Origin of the sequence: Thermoanaerobacterium sp. PSU-2 (assembly GCF_002102475.1) — a bacterium.
Lineage (GTDB): Bacteria > Bacillota > Thermoanaerobacteria > Thermoanaerobacterales > Thermoanaerobacteraceae > Thermoanaerobacterium.
In genome coordinates this window covers 133456-153895 of record NZ_MSQD01000005.1, presented here as the reverse complement: position 1 = coordinate 153895, position 20440 = coordinate 133456, and the positions used below count along the sequence as shown (strand labels likewise).

Below are 20440 nucleotides of genomic sequence, written 5' to 3'. Positions count from 1 at the left end.
ATATTTCGTGGTGCAAATATATTGGGTATGTGCTGCATCGGCATACCATCATTCAGAAAGGGTAATAAATTGTGTTATACCTTTATTATTTTCTAATTTAGTCCATGACAATACGTTACCCATTATGCTAGAAAAATTATTTGTTTTTATAGGGAAGTCTTGCAATTTACCTGTCTTAATGTTATATAATTCCAGTATTCCCATATTATCATACCACGTAATATATGTATCGTTTAACGATGGAAACCATCTTTCTACTGCATCGCCTTTTACAATTTCTACAGTATTTTTAGTTTTGAGATTGTATAAGGATATATGGCTTTTATCAGATACCCATACAATATTCTCACCGTAAATATTTGGTGTGAATCCATTATCGCTTATTTTTGCAATTTTACTATTTGAAATATTGTATAGATAGACCTTGCCAACTTCGCTTTGCTCTTCGATTTTACCTTCATGCCATACTATGTAATTGCCAAATATTTTTGGATGTCCAATATAACTATTTCCCAGTCCATCAATGCTTCTTATCACTTGCTTTTTGTCATTTGCTAAATCGTATAAAATCAAAGAACACAGAATTTTGTTGTTTTGTATTTCATAAGTAGACCATACAAGCTTTGAGCTATCCAAAGACAGGTTTGGCTGTTGATTAAAGGATACTTTTGAAGCAGATTTTTCATTTAATTTTCCGTAGTCTATCTTTTTAATGGTTCCATTTTTTATATTATAGGCATATATTATCCAGTCATTGCCATATGGATTATCAGATGCTTCTACCCAAGCAATATACTTTCCATCCGTAGCAGCATTTATTATATTTTTATCAGTATTAACTGGCTTTATCACTGGTTTAACTACACTTGTATTTAAATCATAGAAACCCAGTTCTGTTTTTTCATTGTTTTTGTTTTCTATTGACACCAATATTCTTTTTTTATATTTGTCAAATCCAAGAGGAATTGTATTTTGCGGAATGATTGAAGCATTATCTATATTAAGGCTTTTATGTATTTGATTATTAGTTTTTACATGACAAGACGTTAACAAAATGGACAATAAAATTATGGATAAAATTATTACACTTTTTTTCATTACATTGCCTCCCGATTGTTATAAAGCATGAAAGAAATATTTGTTAGTAAATAATACATTGAATTCATCTGTTTGACTACATTATAACTCTAACTCCAACATTTGGGAAGTTCCGAAATCCGGCACATTTTTTATGAGGTAGGTGCCGAATTTCGGCATCTCAGTTTCTGCTTTACTAAGTTTGCCTAACATGTGTATATGTAAGATAAGCTTTAAGTTATGTAATAAAAGTTTATGATGTTAAACTTTATTACAATTAGAGCTTCATTGCTGCCTATTGTAAAAAGCAGTCGTCTGGATTAAAGTTGTTTTCGTTTTATGATGAGCAAAATAGAATTTTTACTTGCATCTCAAAAAAACGCCATACGATTTTTATTTAGCTATTGCTAAAATTAAACATTGATGCTATTATGAAGGTAATTTAAATTTTGGGGCAAATTACAAAGAATGTAATATGTAATAAGAGGTGGGATTTTTGTACTATATACCAATTATACTAACTATTATTGCTAATGTGTTTTACCATATTCTCCAAAAAATGATACCAGAAAAGTCAGATCCAATTGCATCACTAATTTTGACATATTGTACTGCATTAATAGGTTCTTTGATAGTGTTTATTTACTATCATAAAAATATTGATTTAATTGATTCATTTAAAGGATTAAATTGGACAAGTTGCGCTTTAGGATTGTCTATAATTTTATTAGAGTTGGGGTTTCTTCTTGCATACAGGGTAGGATGGGATATAAGCTTAGGTGCAATAGTTTCAAACGTATCTGTTACGCTATTGTTAATTCCCATAGGTATAATATTTTTTAAAGAAAATATTTCAATGGCGAATTTGATTGGCATATTGCTTTGCGTTGTTGGATTAGTGTTAATTAATAGCAAATGAAGAATACTTGCTATTTACATGGCTAAATTTAAGATTATGGAAAGAAGTGATGACATGATGAATGATTTTGCAAAAAGAAATAAAATATTTCTATCAAATAGCAATTTTATGCTTTATATTATTGGTTATGTAATATCAGGTATTGGCACAAGACTTACCACGATAGCTATCTCAAGCAAAATATTGTATCTTACAAATAGTGGACTGTCTTTAAGTGCAACACTAATGCTTGAAGGGATACCGAGTTTTTTGCTAGGTTTGTTTGCTGGGAATGTAGTCGATAAGATGAGAAAAAAGAACATATTGATGATTTTATATATATTATTTGCTTTTACGTCTTTTGGATTGATATTTGCAAATGATATGAGCCTAATATACATAATTAGTTTTATAAACGGTATATTAACATCATTTGAATATCCCGCTAGAAGTTCGATTGTCCCGCTTTTGGTTGATAAAGACCATCTCTTAGAGGCAAATAGCATAAGAAGCAGTTTATCAAGTATAAATATGATAGTGGGGTATTCTATAGGTGGTATAATTGTTTCGATATTTGGGAATGATATATCTTTTTTAATAGATAGTCTTACATTTATCATAATCGCGATTTTAATTGCATTTATTAGAATAGATGAAAAGGCTCAAGAAGATAAAAGTGAGAATATATTTAATGATGTATTAAAAACAATCAACAATATAGTAAGTGAAATAAAGCAAGGAATAAGATTTATCAAAGACAGCATGGTAATAAGACAGGTGATAAATCTTAATCTATTGAGTACGCTTATAATAAGTATGCAAACGCCACTTGTGTATATTTTTGTTAAGAACTACCTAGGTGGAGAGAAATTGCTTGCAGCAAGAAGTGGTATGCTTTTTTCGCTAGCAGGTGTTGGAGGGCTTATTGGAGGTATATTGATAAATTCAATAGGAAAGAAATTTAATAATATTTCAATTATGACGACTGTACTGCTTTTTGATGGAATTACTCTAATTGCATTTTCAAACAGCAAAATATTTTTATTATCATCAATACTTTTTACCTTCTTAGGCGTAATATTTGTAGTATTTGAAACACTTACAGATACGATAATACAAGAAAATACTAATGACGATAATAGAGGCAAGGTTTACGGATTTTTAGGTTCATTAGTCGATCCTTTATCGATAATATCCTTAGGAATAGGTGGTGCTTTAACAGGCATATTTAACGCAAAGGCGATTTTTATTCTATGTGGAATTGCAGAGATTACTGTATCACTTATTTATAAAACATATAATAGGGTTAAATCAATCAATTGATCTTTCGCAAAATTGTAGACGATCGTGCAATAAAATAATCTTGTTCTTTTTTGTAAGATTATTATTATTTTTCCGTTGATAAAATATGCTAAAATAAAAATGACTATAAAAGCATTTAGGAGTTGATTTTATGATTATAGATTCTCATGCACACCTGGAAGATGAAAAGTATGATGAAGATAGGGATGATGTTATAAAAAGGTGCAAAGATGAGCTTACATTATTGATAAATGTAGGATCCAGCATTGAGACGTCAAAAAAATCGATTGAGCTTGCTAAAAGTAACGATTTTATATATGCCGCCATTGGCATACACCCTGAGCATTCACAAAAAGAGATAAACGACATTGGGGTTATTGAGGAATTGTTATCACAAGAAAAAGTTGTTGCTATAGGAGAGATAGGACTTGACTATTATTACGGCGATCCACCAGTTGAATACCAGAAACAGTGCTTCATAGAACAGATAAGGCTTGCCAAAAAGTATGATTTGCCAATAATAATCCACGACAGGGATGCACATGGCGATATGCTTGATATTATCAAAAAAGAGTGGACAAGCAGTTTAAGAGGAGTTTTTCACAGCTATTCAGGCAGCAGCGAAATGGCATTTCAGTTGATTGAGATGAACTTTTACATCTCATTGGGAGGACCAGTGACATTTAAAAATGCGAAAAAAGCAGTTGATGTAGCTATGAAAGTGCCGATAGAAAAGTTGTTAATTGAGACAGATAGTCCTTACTTGACGCCTGTGCCCCATAGAGGTAAGAGGAATGAGCCTATTAATGTGAAATACGTGGCACAAAAGATTGCTGAAATAAAGAATATGATATTTGATGAGGTTTGTGATATAACAGCATCTAACGCCTTAGAGTTATTTAAAATAAGTCCAAGTAATTTATAGCAATTTAAAAGGTGGAACATATACTGTATTGAAATGGATATTTCAAAAAAGGAGGAAAATCGAAAAATGGATGGAGAAAATGTAAATGAAAATCCCATGAATGTTCCACCTGTAAATCCAGAACCGTATTTAGGTCCTATGCAACCGCCAATGGGCGGTATGCCTACGATGCCGTGCCCTTCCGAGCCACCAATGGGACCAATGCCTTATCCAATGCCAGGAATGCCGGGCATGATGCCACCAATGCAGTGCCCTCCTGAGCATATGAGAATGTTTATGGATGCTTACAATCATGTTTCAATGGCATACATGATAATGACACAAATGATGCAGATGATGCGCCCGTAAGGGCGTATTTTTTTCAAAAGAAACATAATATTTTCATGTATATAATATAATAATGTAGTAGATAATATAAGTGATAACTTATTATGGAAATGGAGATAAATATTATGAAATGAATTTGACAAAAATAATATGTTATATTAAAATTATAAAAAGTCTTCCCAATAAAAATGAGGAGGTTATGTAATGGATGCAAGCAACCGAAGAATTTGGCCGGATGCATTTACTGAGCTTATCAAAAAACCGGTTGGAATTCTGATATTGGCTGCATTGGTCATTTTGTTAGTAGGTACAACTGTATACGTTAACTTGAAAAAACAGGTGACGATCACAGATAACGGAAAAACAGTTGCTGTGACCACATTTAAAAGCAGTGTAAAAGACTTATTGGCGGAGAAAAATATAAAGCTTAGAAAAGAAGACGAAGTTACACCATCGATAGATTCGAAGCTGAAAAATGGAATGAAAGTTAGCATTAAAAGAGCATACCCCGTGGTAATTCACGTTGATGGAAAAGATATTACAATATACACAGTAAAACCAACATTAAAAGATGTATTAGCTCAAGGAAAAATCACAGTAAGTCCCATCGATAAAATTAGCACCTCTTTAGATAGCAAAACATATAGCGGAATGAATGTCACAATTACTAGAGTAAATGAAAAAGTAATAACTCAAGATGAAGATATAGCTTTCAACGTTCAAACAATTCAAAATGACAATATGATAAGAGGTCAGACTTTAGTTGTGCAAGAAGGTCAAAACGGAAAGAGAGAAAAGACGATAAAAATTACATATGAAGATGGGAAAGAAGTATCAAGGCAAGTTATAAAAGACGTCGTAGTGCAAAATCCCATAACAAAGATAGTGCAGGTAGGCACATTAGGGCTTTTGACTACGTCAAGGGGAGAAACCTACAGATATAGAGAGATGAAGGTAATGGATGCGACAGGGTATGATGCACCGCCTGGATCCCTAACGTATTCTGGTGCTACAGTCGGGCGTGGTATCATTGCGGTTGACCCGAGAGTAATACCTTTAGGTACAAGACTTTATGTTGAGGGGTATGGTCCTGGGGTTGCAGCAGATATTGGGGAAGCGATAAAAGGCAATATCATCGATTTGTTCTTTACATCGTATAGAGAAGCGTGTAATTGGGGAAGACGAACTGTTAGAGTTTATATACTTAAGTAGACAGGTTTAACCTGTCTTGTTTTTTGGAAAAAAGCGAGGTTGGATGATGATGAAAATAAAAGGATTCAATACAAAGAAAAGACTTGGACAAAATTTTATTTTTGATGAAGACATACTATCAAAAATAGTGGATTTATCAGGCATAACAAAGGATGATAATGTGATAGAGATAGGCGCAGGTTTAGGCACCCTTACAAGGAAAATATTGGAGAAGGCTAATATGGTAGTGTCTTATGAGATAGACCAAGAAGCTTATGACATACTTAAGGCAGATTTTAAAGGACGTGATAATCTAATCGTATTAAATGACGATATAATGAAAGTTGACTTGAAAGAAACTGTTAATGCGTATTTTGGAGGGGAAAAGTGCAAAGTCGTTGCAAACCTGCCTTATTACATAACATCGCCTATAATAATGAAACTTTTAGAGTCCCACTTGATGAAAGACATAACTATAATGGTGCAGAAAGAAGTGGCGGAGAGGATATGTGCGAATCCAGGTGGCAAAGATTATGGCGTATTGACAGTAGCAGTAAACTATTACTCAAAGCCGGAGATACTGTTAAATCTTCCTCCGGAAGTATTTTCACCTAAGCCAAAAGTAAGTTCATCGCTTATAAAATTACATGTCCTTGATAAGCCATCTGTATTTGTGAAGGACGAAAGACTTTTTTTTAGAATAGTAAAATCATCATTTGGACAGAGAAGAAAAGTAATAACAAATTCTTTAAAATCCCTTAGCATTGATCAATCAATAATTGCAGATGCTTTGACAAAATGTGGCATAGACTTAAAACAAAGAGGAGAGACTCTTTCAATAGAAAAGTTTGCTGAGCTTGCAAACACCATTTATGATATGAAGATGTAATATTAAATCCCCCTGTTTCATAATATATATTGCTAAAATATATTTGAAATAAGGGGGATATAAAATGCCTTTAAGGAAGGATATTTATAAGCGCATGTATATAATGCTGGAACCTGACGAGAGAGGTGCGTCGCTTTTAAAGGACAAGGAAATATCAGGGTACCTTAAAATAGAAACTATGAACGGAAGGGGCCGAATTACAGCGTCGCTTCAAAATCTCGATCCTAATTATTCTTACACAGTAAAATTTTTAAAAATCGGAGAGAGTCCTAAATTAGTTGAGTTTGGAGCAATAAGGGTAGACGACAAAGGCAGAGGCGGTGCAGAATGGTCTTTTAATACAGACGATGTGCTTGATAAGGGTGTGAAGTTTGATGATCTTGCTGTAGCATTAGTAGAAGCAGATAATGGACAACAGAGGCTGATTCCATTGTCTGGCGTCATAGACAAGTCCAGATTTAACTGGAAAGCCACTTATAAGAAGCTTATGAAAAACATAGAGAATATTGAAAAAGATAAAAGCGAGATTCATTTTATTGAGGATTTAGTTGAAAGTCAAAAAGAAAGTGTAGATAGCTATACAACATTGCCACAGTACAATGACGAGGAATACCACGAAGAAGAAGTGGAAATTCAAGTTGAGCCTGAAAAAGATGTGGAAAATGGACAAATTGACAATATAGAGGAGACGGGTGATGTTAATTTAAATGATGAAGGGAATACAAGCGTTCAACCGGAGCATCAAAGCGATGATACAATAACTAAAAGTGATGTTTATGAACAGGAAAACAGCGGTTATGTAAAATATTTAAAAGAGTATGTGAATAATATTGTGAATTACCTTGATGAAGTTCATCCATTTGAAAATAATCTGGAAGGTTACAGATGGTGGAGGATAAATACGGGATATAGGAATGGTTTCTACGATCATTATTTAGTGGGATTTGTAAATGACGAAAATGGTAAGCTTAAATACATCGTCTACGGTATGCCGGGGCTATTTACACTTTCTGACCAACCTTTTGGAGGCATGACAGGATTTGTGTACTGGTGCCCACTGAAAGAAAATATGAGAAATGCTGGTGATATGGGGTACTGGTTGATGCACATTGATGCAATGACGGGACAAATAGCCATACCAAAAGGCTCTACACCGCCGCCAATAATATAAAAGTGAAAGCGTAGATAGTCTACGCTTTTAAATTTATTTTTACTTCATGTATTCTTTTATGTCATCGGAAAACTTAGCCAATGCTTCTTCATCGTCTGTGTGTGGTATAACCGTAAGCAAGTTTTCAAGATTTAGACTGAAAATCCCCATTATGGACTTTGCATCGATGACGTAGCGACCTGATACGATGTCAATATCAAAAGGGTATTTTGACATCTTCTCCACAAAATTTTTGACCTTATCAATTGAATTTAAAGAAATCTGAAACTCCTTCATACACTTATCCCCCTTACTTGTATTTATTTTAATCATATATTAAGAGCTAATTTTATTCAATCAACCGATTTAACAAAAATTTCATTGTTAATTTGGTAATTGTTTTCACTCCATTAAGGTGGATTTTAAATGTGACATATGATAAAAATTTCGCTTTATAGGTATTCTATTTATTAGGATTGTATATTATAATATAAGTGTTAAAAAATAAAATACCATTAGGGGGTATACAGTTGCTTACAAAAGAACAAATTTTAAATGTACTAAAAGATGTTTTTGATCCTGAGATAGGAAGAAGCATCGTCGACCTTAATATGGTTGATAATATCAATATAGACGGCAGTACAGTCACAGTTGACATAAAATTGACAATCAAAGGCTGTCCACTTCAAAACACCATAAAGGAAGATGTCATAAATAAACTTAAAAGCTTGGATGGCGTTGATGATGTGGTTGTCAACATGGGAGCCATGACAGAAGAAGAAAGGCAAAAGCTTGCAAATAGCATGAATCAAGGGAAAGTGCCTTTGTTTGAAAAGACTCGTGTTATCGCAGTTGGAAGCGGCAAAGGCGGTGTTGGTAAGTCTACGGTTTCTGCAAACCTTGCAGTTGCTTTAGGAAAGTTAGGCTACAAAGTTGGCTTAATTGATGCCGATGTTTTAGGCTTCAGCATACCTCGTTTATTAGGCATAGTAGGCGAAAGACCTTATGCATTAGATGAAAATACGATACTGCCAATAGAGAAGTACGGCATCAAGGTTATCTCCATGGGCAATTTTGCAGATGAAGATACACCGCTTATTTGGAGAGGACCGCTTTTAGGAGGCGTCCTGGAGCAGTTTATGAATGATGTTTATTGGGGAAAACTTGACTACATGATAATTGACTTGCCACCAGGCACTGGGGATGTACCTCTTACAATAATGCAGAAAATACCTGAGCAGAAATTTTTGCTTGTCACGACTCCACAAGCATCTGCTTCACATGTGGCAGGAAGGATTGCATATATGGCTCAGAAGGTAAATATAGAGCTTATAGGAATAGCTGAAAACATGTCGTACTTTGAGTGCCCTGATTGCCATAAAAAGTACAATATATTTGGAGAAGGCGAAACAGACAGACTTGCAAAAGAGCTTAATACAGAAGTTCTTGTAAAGATTCCTATTGACATAAAGATACGCGAAAAAAGCGATATTGGCTTGCCAGTAGCTTTTATAAATGAACCTGAAGCAGAATACTATTTGGAACTGGCGAAAAAAGTGTCAGAAAAAGTAAAGCCTATTGGCTGATAATTTATCTTAAAAAAGGAGGCATCGAAATTACCAATGCCTCCTATAAATTTTTCATTTTTTCTTAAATAATTCTTGTTCTGGTATATCATACGCTGCGCTATTTAAGTAAGTTTCAAGATTTTCTATGACATTTTCAAATGGCAGACTTTCATCAAGTCTTATGAATTTGATGCCGCTATTTTTAGCTTTGCCATACGATATGTCGCAGAATGATTCGGGTATTGTGATGACATGATCGACTTTCTTTTCTATGAGAAAATTAACTGTAGCGATTCGCCTACCATCTTTTAGAGGAAAACCTGGATTTTCGTATTTTTCTGCGTCTTTTCTCTCTACATCATAGATAACTATATAAGGACCGTCTGGCAATTTAGAAATTAATCCGTCATTTGTCACAGTAGCTGCTATCCTCATGATTTTTCACTCCTATTTCTGTAAATTTTAAACATTAAGTTTTGGATATAAGTTGTAATATAATTATATATTATTAAGTTAATTATAGTTTTATGAGTTGAAGAAATCAAATGAGATACTATGGTGTTGTCTGAGTATATATTTTATGATATAATATGATATATCACGTCGCTGGAAAGGGGGTATATTATGTTTTCAAAATTAAAATGGCAGGTAGTTATAGTAACAGTGACGTTGGCGTTGGGTGTGCTTTTAGGAGGATTTAATTTATATCAGAACCGCATATTGCCGCAGAAGATAGCCAATGACATAAAGTCCTTCAATAATGTTCAATCTGCAAATGTAAGTATTGGAAACAGCGGTTATACGGCAAATATCAAGCTTAAAAAGGTAGACAACCTTATGACAGCGTATAAGGACATTGAAAAAATAATTGAGAAATATCCGGTTAAAATTGATATAAAGATAGTTGACAATCCTAACGACAAATTAGACAGTCTATTTTACGAAGATCAGTTTGCCATATATCAGGCCATTCAAAATGGCGATTATATAGATATGAGCAAAATTGTTGACAAAAATGGCATTGAAAAAGGTGCGAAGACGAATGTCTATATTGATGGTAGCAATATATATTTAAGTATATATGATGGTCAAAATTACTTGTACAAGATTATACCGCGCAATACAAAGGGGGATGTAACAGATGGTTAAAGAAATACTAATCGGTATTTCAATTGCATTAGTGATTTTTGCTGCTATATTAGGCATAGATATAACTCCTATTGTGATAGTAGGAATGATGATTTTCGCTTTAAGCTTCTTGCTGGAAAGCAGGGGGCTTATAAGTTCGTCAGGAAAAGTAGTAAATCCTGACACAAGCGTGTCTTTTGATGACATAGGCGGTCAAAACACAGCCATATCAGAGCTGAAAGAAGCATTGGATTTTGTGATAAACAGGGATAAAATCAGGAAAATGGGCATAAGGCCGCTTAAAGGAATACTTTTAAGTGGACCTCCAGGTACAGGCAAAACGCTTCTTGCTAAGGCTGCTGCAAAGTACACTGACTCTAGCTATGTAGCTACATCTGGCAGTGAATTTATAGAGATGTACGCAGGTGTCGGTGCACAGAGAGTCAGGAAACTTTTTGAATCGGCAAAAGCGTTGGCTAAAAAGGAGCAAAAAAACAGCGCGATAATCTTCATAGATGAAATAGACATACTTGGTGCAAAAAGAGGTACAAACGAAAGTCATCATGAGTACGATCAGACACTAAACCAGCTTCTTGTTGAGATGGATGGAATAAAAAGCGATAATGATATAAATATTCTTGTGGTAGCAGCTACAAATAGACCTGATATGTTAGACCCAGCCTTATTAAGGCCGGGGCGGTTTGACAGGCAGGTGACGGTAGATCTTCCTGATAAAAGCGGTAGGCTGCAAATACTGAAGATTCATACGAGAAACAAGCCTTTAGATGAAAATGTGGATTTAGAGGCGATTGCAGAAGATACCTTTGGCTTCTCGGGAGCTCATCTGGAAAGCTTGTGCAACGAAGCGGCTATATTGGCCATGAGGGATGGTTCATCTAAGATAATGCAAAAGCATTTGCAGGAAGCGGTTGACAAAGTCATACTTGGCGAAAAGACAGATAAAAAGCCTACAGAAGATGAGATACTAAGAGTATCGATACATGAAGCAGGACATGCCATAATTGGAGAGATAGTCAATCCTAATTCTGTGGCTACTGTAACGATAGTGCCAAGAGGTAAGGCTTTAGGCTTCGTAAGACAGACTGAGAAAGACGATACATTTATATACACGAAAGAACAGTTGGAGCACGAAATAATGGTGGCTCTTGGTGGAACGGCTGCTGAGCTTCTCATTCTAAACAGCAGAAGTACAGGCTCTGCCAACGATTTTGAACAGGCAGTGGATATTGCAAAGAAAATAGTCTATACAGGGCTTTCAAGCCTTGGCATCATCAGTAAAGACGACATATCAGGAGATAAGGTAAATGAAGAAGTAAACAGAATCATAAAAGAGCAGGAGGAAAAGGTCAAAGAACTTTTGAAGGACAAAATCGATGTGCTAAACGAAATATCAAGTATATTAGTTAAAGAAGAAACGATATCAGGCGAGTATTTGAGAAGGATATTGAATGGAGAAACTGCACAAAAAGCTTGTTGATGGCAGCAGAGGAGATTATTCCTCTGCTATTTTTGTGGAATAAACTGCAAAATTCATTGAAATATTGTTAAATAATAAACAAAATTAATTAATATTAAATACAATTGACTTATTATTCAATTAGATTTATAATCAAAATGGGTATTTAAAAATGTATACAATATATAATATTCATTAAATTGAATAGATAAGGAGTGAAAAAATGACAAGTGATCTGGTTTTAATAAGCATTATTGCTCCGATTGTAATGAGCTTGATAACAATTACAATTGGTAAGGCAGCGGCGAGGAAAGCATTTGTTTCGGCTACATTGCTTATTGTATTTTTAAGTTCATTGGCGATTTTTAAAACTGCCAATTTGCCAACGGTCGTTGGGACATCATTTTATGGAATCATTGATAAATTGATAAAAGTTGGCGATTATGTGCTTTTGCTTTATACCCTTTATGTATCATTTAAGGTAAAAGAACCTAAGATAGCGATTTTTTCAATATTGCAGATATTGCCTCTTGCGTACTTTGAACTGTTTGTACTAAAAGAGCAAGAGGTAAGCGCATTTTACATCGACAATCTTTCAATAATAATGAATTTGGTAGTTTCGATAGTAGGACCTATAATAGCTTTGTATGCTTTTGGCTACATGGACCATCATGAAAAAGAAGAGAAATTGGTTAAATCAAGGCAATCAAGATTTTTTGCAGTCATACTCTTGTTCTTTGGAGCAATGAATGGCATAATATTCTCTAATAATTTAATGTGGTTGTATTTCTTCTGGGAGATAACTTCTCTGTCATCTTTCTTGCTTATTTCCCACGATAAGACAGAAGTGGCAATCAAAAACGCATCAAGAGCCTTGTGGATTAATATGTTTGGTGGATTTTCATTGTTAGTTGGAATCATAATCCTATACAAATATACTGGCATGATAACATTAGATGCTGTTTTGAAGTCTGATACATCGTATATTTTGCTGATACCTGTGGCTTTTATGGTATTAGGTGCATTTACAAAGTCTGCTCAAATGCCATTCCAAAGTTGGCTTTTAGGTGCTATGGTGGCACCGACACCGGTGTCGGCACTTTTGCACTCAAGTACGATGGTGAAAGCTGCTATATACCTTATCTTAAGATTAGCTCCTACATTTAGAGGGACTACGTTAAGTGGATTTATAGCACTGTATGGTGCTTTCACGTTTATCGCTACGTCTATATTGGCTTTAAGTCAAAGCAATGGGAAGAAGATATTGGCGTATTCCACGATTGCCAACTTAGGATTGATGATATCCAGCATAGGAATCAATACTTCCAGCGCTATAACGGCGGCAATTTTGCTTTTAATATTCCATGCGGTGTCAAAGGCTCTCTTGTTCCTGTGCGTTGGCACAATTGAACAAAATATAGGCAGCCGTGACATCGAGGATATGAAAGGGCTTATCACAAAAATGCCTGTTACGACTATCATAACTTTTATAGGCATTTTGTCATTGATGATTGCACCATTTGGTATGCTTTTAAGCAAGTGGATGGCCATTGAAGCAGCATCGAGAAATCTACTTGTGGCACTGCTTTTGATTTTAGGCAGCGCTATAACAGTCATGTACTACACCAGGTGGATAGGCAATATCTTATCAGAAGGGCATAACAGCAAATTTTTCGTAGAAAAACAGCCGTCAACAATAAAGTTTGCTTTATACAGTTTAGTTACGATAGCAATCGTATTGAGCTTGGCTGTGACGCAGCTTTTTAATGCAATTGTAAAGCCTGAAATAAACATGCTTAAGATGTCGATTTCGATAAAAGCTGCATCAGGATACCTTGAAAGCAATCTTGGTGGTTTTTCTATATATCCAGTGTTTTTCGCCATAGGTTTAGCTGTTATCTTGGCGTTTTTGACAATAAGGAATTCACGTGACATAGTAGAGACAAAGCCATACGAAGCTGGACTCAATTATGATGACTCAAACAACGGCTATGATGTAAAAAATTATTATCTTCCAAGCATAATAAATGAAGAGAAGATGACGAAGTACATGAACTACATCTCATTTATTTTGATACTGGCGGTTTTCGGAGGGATATTGCTATGACGTGGGTAGATTATTTGGTTTTTGCGGCGGCGGTCATTTTGACCCCGCTTATAGGTGGACTTATAACTGGATTAGACAGAAAAGTAACGGCACTTATTCAAGGCAGGTATGGTCCGCCTATATTGCAACCTTTTTATGACGTTGTAAAATTGCTTTCTAAAGAAAAGATGATAGTGAACGACTTTCAGATATTCGCAGCGTATATATACTTATTATCAGCTATACTAAGTGTTGGCTTCTTTGCGATAAAAGCTGACCTTCTTATGATAATTTTCATAATGTCAATAGGGCTTGTTTTCTATGTAATAGGGGCGTTGGCTACAAGGTCTCCATACAGCCAAGTAGGGGCCCAGAGGGAATTAATGCAGATGTTGGCATATGAACCTCTCCTTATATTTGTGCTTATTGGCATGTACTACGTAGCTGGAAGCTTTAATTTGCACGATATAATGTCACATGGAAGGCTTCTTTTGGATTTGCCGCTTATTTTTGTGGTTTTAAGCCTTGTACTGGACATAAAAATAAAGAAATCTCCATTTGATTTTTCTACATCTGAACATGCTCATCAAGAGCTTGTAAGAGGGATTCTCACAGATTACGCAGGGCCGTATCTGGCTTTAATAGAAATAGCTGATTGGTATGAGTTAGTGCTGCTTTTAGCAATGCTGGCAATTTTCTGGTCGCAAAATCTTGTGATCGGTGCTTTGATATCGCTTTTTGTATTCTTTTTAGATATAATTGTAGATAATATATCTGCAAGGATGACGCTTAAGTGGATGCTTAGCTTTAGCTGGATTGTGGGTATAAGTTTTACAGTCTTAAATATTGCTTACCTGTACTTTAGCAATGTATCGAGGTGATAAATTTATGGGTTTAAAAGAATTTGTGAAAAAGTCCTTCTCAAAATCACCATGGGTAGTCCATTACGATTGTGGAAGTTGCAATGGATGTGATATAGAGGTTTTGGCATGTATGACGCCTATATATGACATGGAAAGATTTGGTATGGTAAATGTGGGAAATCCGAAACATGCTGACATCTTGATAGTAACGGGCACTGTAAATGAAAAAAATAAAGATGTATTGAAAAATGTCTATGACATGATGCCTGATCCAAAAGTAGTTGTGGCAGCGGGAATTTGTGCATGCAGCGGAGGCATATTTAGGGACTGCTACAATGTGTTAGGCGGCATAGACAAGGTGATTCCTGTCGATGTGTACGTTCCAGGATGTCCAGCTAAGCCTGAGGCCATGATAGATGGTCTTTACAAGGCGGCACAAATATTAAAAGAGAAGTATTCTCGCAAGGAAGTAATAGTTTCAGCCAAAAGCTTAGGTTAGGAGTGATTTTATGATCGTAAATAGCAGAGAAGTGGAAATAGGCAATCTAAAAAGTGAAGTGAAGAAATACCACGATGGTGGATATAGATTTGTTACAGAAACGTGCCTTAATTTGGAAGATAAGTTTAAAATCATATACACATTTGCCATAGGTTATGATTTAGAAAACATCCACATCATAACTGATGGGAAAAATGTGCCCAGCGTTTCAGACATTTATTCATGTGCGCTGGCAGTAGAGAATGAGATAAAAGAGCTTTTTGGAGTTGAGTTTGATGGTCTTGCAGTTGATTTCGGAGGGAATTTTATGTTGGGAGAAAGCTCTCCAATAAGTCCACAAGCAGACATAGAGATTATAAGAAGAGAAAAGGGTGGTAAGAATGAGTGATAAAAGTACGATTCCGTTTGGGCCACAGCACCCTGTTTTGCCTGAGCCGATTCACTTAAAACTTGTTGTAGAGGATGAAAAAGTAGTAGAAGCGTATCCTGCTTTTGGTTTTGTCCATAGAGGGCTGGAAACTTTGGCTCAGAAAAAGGACTTTAACCAGATGGTTTACGTCGTAGAGAGGGTTTGCGGCATATGCAGTTGTATGCATGGGCAGGATTATTGTGAAGCAATAGAGGAACTAATGGGTGTTCAGGTTCCTGTAAGAGCTGAATATTTAAGGACTATTTGGGCAGAACTTCACAGGATACACAGCCATCTTTTATGGCTTGGACTTTTTGCTGATGCATTTGGCTTTGAAAATCTCTTTATGCAGACGTGGAAGATTCGTGAGAAGATAATGGACATACTGGAAGCCACATCAGGCAACAGAGTGATAATTTCAGTTAATATAGTAGGCGGTGTCAGAAAAGACATAAATAGCGAACAAGCTAAGTGGATCTTAAAAGAGTTAGACGATGTTGAGAGACAGCTTAAGGACATTAACGATGTTGTTATGAACAACTATACTGTAAAGCAAAGAACTGTTGGCATAGGAGTTTTGACGAAAGAAGAAGCGTACGAGCTTGGCGCTACTGGACCTATGGCTAAGGGAAGCGGCGTGGATTTAGATCTTAGGACTACTGGCTATGCTGCTTATAAGTATCTTGACTTTGAGCCGATTGTGGAAAAAACTGGTGACAGCTATGCCAGGAATTTGGTTAGGATGAAGGAAATATTCCAGTCAATTGACCTTATAAGACAGGCCTTAGGAAAGATGCCTGAAGGGGAAATAAGTGTTCCTGTAAAAGGCAATCCACCTGCTGGTGAAGTCATATCAAGGCTTGAGCAGTCAAGAGGAGAAGTGGTGTATTACATTAAATCAAATGGTACGAAATTTTTGGATAGGCTTCGCATAAGAACACCTACCTTTGCTAATATACCGGCTCTTTTGAAAATATTGCCTGGTTCTTATTTGCAAGATGTCCCTGTACTCATACTGACCATCGATCCTTGCATCAGTTGTACGGAAAGATAATCTGTCAGGGAAGAGGTGTTATTGAGATGTTGGATATGCTAAAAAGCGTGTTTTCTAATCTGTCAAAGAAGCCAGTGACTCGTATGTATCCTTTTGAAGAAAGAAAGCCCTTTGATATAAACAGAGGTCATTTGGAAAACAACATTGATGAATGCATTTTTTGCGGCATGTGCCAGAGAGTGTGTCCATCAAACTGCATAAAGGTGGACAGAAAGACCAGCGTTTGGGAGTACAATCCTTTTGAATGTGTCTTGTGTGGCGTATGCGTGGAAAAGTGCCCTAAGAAATGTTTAAAGCTTGATGTGCATTACAGAAGCTGCACAGACAAAAAGTACAACATTCACTTGGAAAAACACGATGATTCTGAGAAAGCCGGTGCTTAAATGCATGAATTGTCTATAACTGAAAGCATCGTAAACATGGTTTCTGATGAAGCTAAAAAAAGAAATGTCAATAAGGTGACCAAAATAAACATCGTGCTTGGGGAATTAACCGGGTTTGAAGAAGAAAGCATAAGGTTTTATTTTGATGTTTTAAGCGAAGGAACGCCATTATACGGTGCTAAGCTTGATTTTAAAAAAGTGAAAGCAGAGTTTAAATGCCGCAGTTGCGGCATGATTTATAATAGGGGTAATTTCACGTTTAAGTGTCCCTATTGCGGCAGCAGCGGTGTTTTGATTGAGAAAGGCAAAGAACTTTATATAGATAGTATAGATGTTGAATAAGGAGTGTATTATAAATGGAAATAAAGATTATTAAAGATGTGCTTGAAGCCAACAACAACATTGCGGAAGAAAACAAAAGCATAAAAGATGAAAGAAAAATCATGATGGTAAACATAATCGGCTCACCTGGTACAGGCAAAACAAGTTTCATATTGAAGCTTATAGAAAACATGGATATTCCTTGTGGTGTCATAGAAGGCGATGTAGCGTCTGATATAGATGCCCGCAAGATGGCTGAAAGAAATATACCGGTGGTGCAGATAAATACTGGTGGTGCTTGTCATCTGAATGCAAATTCAATAAACAAAGCATTGTCTACGCTTGATTTTAAAGGCGGAATATTGTTCATAGAGAATATAGGAAATCTAATATGTCCTTCAGATTTTGAACTTGGTGAAGACTTCAAATTGGCTATGGCAAATGTTGCTGAGGGCGATGATAAACCATACAAATATCCTCTCTTGTTTTCAAAGGCGAAAGCAGTCGTTATAAACAAGATAGATTTGTTGCCGTATTTTGACTTCAATAAGCAGTATTTTTACGATGGTGTAAAGACGCTTAATGATGAAGCTGAGATTTTTGAAGTATCATCAAGGACAGGGGAAGGCTTTGAGGTGCTGGCGAAATGGCTGAAAGAGAAATACGACGAATACGTGCAAGGCAAATAAATATTAAAGGAATTGTTCAAGGTGTAGGATTTAGACCGTTTGTCTACAATTTGGCATTAAAACACAGCTTGTCAGGCATCGTTTATAACACATCATCTGGTGTTTCTATTAACGTGGAGGGTTATGATGATGAAATAGATGCGTTTTTGATGGAATTAAAAGACAATCCTCCGAAGCTTTCGAAAATAGACGAGATATCTGTAGAAGATTGTGATGTCTTAGGATATAAAGGTTTTAGCATAAAGTCAAGCAAAGCAGATGAGGGATTTGTGCCGATTTCTCCTGATATGGGTGTATGCGACGAATGCGTAAGTGAGATGATGGACGAAAAAAACAGGAGATATAACTATCCGTTCATAAATTGCACAAACTGCGGTCCGAGATTTTCCATCATAGAGGATATACCATACGACAGGCCAAAGACGTCTATGAAAAAATTCCCGATGTGTAAATTATGTAGAGACGAGTATGAAAATCCTTTAGACAGGAGGTTTCATGCACAGCCTGTAGCATGTTACGATTGTGGACCATCCCTTAAATATGTTGGCGAAAGCACGAATATTGATCCCATTATGGCGATTGCTGAAGATTTAAGAAAAGGGAAAATCGTTGCTATAAAGGGGATAGGCGGCTTTCATCTGGCTGTAAATGCATTATCACGTGAGTCTGTATTAAGGCTTAGAGATAGGAAAAACAGGTATGGAAAGCCTCTGGCGCTTATGATGAAAGATGTAGAAGCTGTAAAAAGGTATTGCCATGTAAGCCATGATGAAATGGAGCTATTAAATAGCCAAAGAAGGCCTATCGTCCTTTTAAAAAAGAAATACGAGTTTGAAGGTGTAAGCGATGGCCTTGACAGCGTAGGTGTGATGCTTCCTTACGCGCCTATACATTATCTTTTGTTTAAATATATAGATTTTCCAGTTGTCATGACCAGTGGCAATATCAGTGAAGAGCCTCTGTGCAAAGACAATGATGAAGCATTAGAGAGGCTTAAAGACATAGCAGACAGTTTCCTTTTAAATGATAGAGACATTGTAAATAGGATTGACGATACGGTTACATCTTGGAAAGCTAAAAGCGAAAGAGTCATAAGGCGATCGAGAGGATATGCTCCAGAGCCTATGGTGCTTAAAATGGACTTTAAACCGATACTTGCCGTTGGAGGGTATTACAAAAACACGTTTTGCTTGACTAAAGGCAATTACGCATTTCTAAGCCATCACATAGGAGATCTCGATAACAGCAAGACGTACATGTATTATGTAGATGAGATAAAGAAGTACATGAAACTTTTTAAAATGGAGCCGCAATTTGTGGCGTGTGACATGCATCAAGGCTATTTGTCGACGCAGTTTGCAAAGACACTGGGCTTGCCTGTAATATACACACAGCACCATCATGCACACATAGCAAGTTGCATGGCGGAGTACGGCATAGATGACAAAGTCATAGGTTTTTCATACGATGGCACGGGATATGGATTGGATGGAAATATTTGGGGTGCTGAATTTTTGATAGCTGATTTGAAAGACTTCGTAAGGGCTGGCCATATAAAGTACAATCCGCTTCCAGGCGGAGAGCTTGCTATAAAAAGGATATACAGAACTGCAATAGGCTTTATAAATGAAGATATGGATTGCTACCATGAATACCTTAAAAGGTTTGATGCAAAGGAATTGGAGATCATAAAAGCGCAGATAGACAAAAAGATAAACGCACCGTTGGTGTCCAGCATGGGTAGATTGTTTGATGCAGTTGCATCACTGATTGGTGTTAAAGACACTGTCCTATATGAAGGACAAGCAGCCATGGAGCTTGAAAGCATCATAGAAAGTGATCGATCATATTATGACTTTACGGTATCAAGTGATGACCAGTATGTGGTGGATACATCAGGTATTTTAAAGCAGGTTTATTCTGACTATAAAAAAGGAGTAAGCAAGGGAATAATATCCGCCAGATTTCACAATACAATTGTAGAGTTTACTGCTTATGTGGCATTGAGACTTGGCGAAAAGTACAATATAGATAAAGTGGTTTTAAGCGGTGGAAGCTTTCAGAACAAATATTTATTGGAAAATATCATTGATAGATTATCAAAAGAAGGATTTCTTGTTTATTCCAATAGCAAGATACCTTGCAATGACGGTGGCATTTCCTTAGGCCAAGCAGTCATAGCAAACTATATGATGGAGGTGTAA

22 protein-coding genes are annotated in these 20440 nt (G+C 36.0%); 19 read left to right on the top strand and 3 right to left on the bottom strand.

Annotated elements, in window-relative coordinates; translation table 11 throughout:
* Positions 1 to 48: 48 nt before the first annotated feature.
* On the bottom strand, positions 49 to 1098 hold the full coding sequence (locus BVF91_RS05800; RefSeq protein ID WP_085112520.1) for a hypothetical protein: 1050 nt from the start codon (positions 1096 to 1098) through the stop codon (positions 49 to 51).
* Between the two features lie 475 nt (positions 1099 to 1573).
* On the opposite strand from BVF91_RS05800, the gene BVF91_RS05795 reads away from it, so the two are divergent.
* The 7 genes from BVF91_RS05795 (at position 1574) to BVF91_RS05765 (ending at position 7780) form a co-directional block, all read left to right on the top strand.
* A complete protein-coding gene (locus BVF91_RS05795) occupies positions 1574 to 1996 on the top strand; it encodes an EamA family transporter (RefSeq protein ID WP_085112519.1) in 423 nt (140 codons plus the stop codon).
* A 57-nt stretch (positions 1997 to 2053) separates the two neighbouring features.
* Entirely contained in the window at positions 2054 to 3298 is a 1245-nt protein-coding gene (locus BVF91_RS05790) for an MFS transporter (RefSeq protein WP_240495826.1), read from the top strand.
* 130 nt (positions 3299 to 3428) lie between these two features.
* Positions 3429 to 4202, top strand: a complete 774-nt coding sequence (locus BVF91_RS05785) for a TatD family hydrolase (RefSeq protein WP_085112518.1) — start codon at positions 3429 to 3431, stop codon at positions 4200 to 4202.
* Positions 4203 to 4268: 66 nt separating this feature from the next.
* The gene (locus BVF91_RS05780) at positions 4269 to 4550 is read left to right on the top strand and encodes a hypothetical protein (protein ID WP_085112517.1); all 282 of its coding nucleotides are present in this window, start codon (positions 4269 to 4271) and stop codon (positions 4548 to 4550) included.
* Between the two features lie 183 nt (positions 4551 to 4733).
* Complete coding sequence (locus tag BVF91_RS05775; RefSeq protein ID WP_085112516.1) at positions 4734 to 5741, top strand: resuscitation-promoting factor; 1008 nt, start codon at positions 4734 to 4736, stop codon at positions 5739 to 5741.
* A gap of 49 nt (positions 5742 to 5790) precedes the next feature.
* Entirely contained in the window at positions 5791 to 6609 is an 819-nt protein-coding gene (rsmA, locus tag BVF91_RS05770) for a 16S rRNA (adenine(1518)-N(6)/adenine(1519)-N(6))-dimethyltransferase RsmA (RefSeq protein WP_085112515.1), read from the top strand.
* Positions 6610 to 6673: 64 nt separating this feature from the next.
* The gene (locus BVF91_RS05765) at positions 6674 to 7780 is read left to right on the top strand and encodes a hypothetical protein (protein WP_085112514.1); all 1107 of its coding nucleotides are present in this window, start codon (positions 6674 to 6676) and stop codon (positions 7778 to 7780) included.
* A 39-nt stretch (positions 7781 to 7819) separates the two neighbouring features.
* Here BVF91_RS05765 and BVF91_RS05760 read toward each other — a convergent pair whose 3' ends face one another.
* Positions 7820 to 8056, bottom strand: coding sequence for an HPr family phosphocarrier protein (locus BVF91_RS05760; RefSeq protein WP_085112513.1), 237 nt, complete (start codon positions 8054 to 8056; stop codon positions 7820 to 7822).
* Positions 8057 to 8289: 233 nt separating this feature from the next.
* On the opposite strand from BVF91_RS05760, the gene BVF91_RS05755 reads away from it, so the two are divergent.
* Positions 8290 to 9345, top strand: coding sequence for an Mrp/NBP35 family ATP-binding protein (locus tag BVF91_RS05755; protein WP_085112512.1), 1056 nt, complete (start codon positions 8290 to 8292; stop codon positions 9343 to 9345).
* 54 nt (positions 9346 to 9399) lie between these two features.
* Here the strand turns inward: BVF91_RS05755 and BVF91_RS05750 are convergent, their stop codons facing one another.
* Entirely contained in the window at positions 9400 to 9762 is a 363-nt protein-coding gene (locus BVF91_RS05750; protein WP_085112511.1) for a NifB/NifX family molybdenum-iron cluster-binding protein, read from the bottom strand.
* A 189-nt stretch (positions 9763 to 9951) separates the two neighbouring features.
* On the opposite strand from BVF91_RS05750, the gene BVF91_RS05745 reads away from it, so the two are divergent.
* The 11 genes from BVF91_RS05745 (at position 9952) to hypF (ending at position 20440) form a co-directional block, all read left to right on the top strand.
* Positions 9952 to 10476, top strand: a complete 525-nt coding sequence (locus tag BVF91_RS05745; protein WP_085112510.1) for a hypothetical protein — start codon at positions 9952 to 9954, stop codon at positions 10474 to 10476.
* A complete protein-coding gene (locus BVF91_RS05740; protein ID WP_085112509.1) occupies positions 10469 to 11953 on the top strand; it encodes an AAA family ATPase in 1485 nt (494 codons plus the stop codon). Before BVF91_RS05745 ends, BVF91_RS05740 begins: the two co-directional genes overlap by 8 nt.
* Positions 11954 to 12155: 202 nt before the next feature.
* Positions 12156 to 14039, top strand: coding sequence for an NADH-quinone oxidoreductase subunit 5 family protein (locus BVF91_RS05735; RefSeq protein ID WP_085112508.1), 1884 nt, complete (start codon positions 12156 to 12158; stop codon positions 14037 to 14039).
* Complete coding sequence (locus tag BVF91_RS05730; protein WP_085112507.1) at positions 14036 to 14899, top strand: respiratory chain complex I subunit 1 family protein; 864 nt, start codon at positions 14036 to 14038, stop codon at positions 14897 to 14899. The genes BVF91_RS05735 and BVF91_RS05730 overlap by 4 nt, the downstream gene beginning before the upstream one ends.
* A gap of 7 nt (positions 14900 to 14906) precedes the next feature.
* Positions 14907 to 15380: an NADH-quinone oxidoreductase subunit B family protein gene (locus tag BVF91_RS05725; protein WP_013786933.1), complete on the top strand. Its 474-nt coding sequence runs from the start codon at positions 14907 to 14909 to the stop codon at positions 15378 to 15380.
* Positions 15381 to 15390: 10 nt separating this feature from the next.
* Entirely contained in the window at positions 15391 to 15768 is a 378-nt protein-coding gene (locus BVF91_RS05720) for an NADH-quinone oxidoreductase subunit C (protein WP_013786934.1), read from the top strand.
* A complete protein-coding gene (locus tag BVF91_RS05715) occupies positions 15761 to 16843 on the top strand; it encodes a hydrogenase large subunit (protein ID WP_085112506.1) in 1083 nt (360 codons plus the stop codon). Before BVF91_RS05720 ends, BVF91_RS05715 begins: the two co-directional genes overlap by 8 nt.
* Positions 16844 to 16869: 26 nt before the next feature.
* Complete coding sequence (locus tag BVF91_RS05710; RefSeq protein WP_085112505.1) at positions 16870 to 17226, top strand: 4Fe-4S binding protein; 357 nt, start codon at positions 16870 to 16872, stop codon at positions 17224 to 17226.
* Positions 17227 to 17568 carry a hydrogenase maturation nickel metallochaperone HypA gene (gene hypA, locus BVF91_RS05705; protein WP_085112504.1) on the top strand — a complete coding sequence of 114 codons (342 nt, stop codon included), beginning with the start codon at positions 17227 to 17229 and terminating at the stop codon, positions 17566 to 17568.
* A 14-nt stretch (positions 17569 to 17582) separates the two neighbouring features.
* Entirely contained in the window at positions 17583 to 18236 is a 654-nt protein-coding gene (gene hypB, locus BVF91_RS05700; protein WP_085112503.1) for a hydrogenase nickel incorporation protein HypB, read from the top strand.
* Entirely contained in the window at positions 18194 to 20440 is a 2247-nt protein-coding gene (hypF, locus tag BVF91_RS05695; protein ID WP_085112502.1) for a carbamoyltransferase HypF, read from the top strand. Before hypB ends, hypF begins: the two co-directional genes overlap by 43 nt.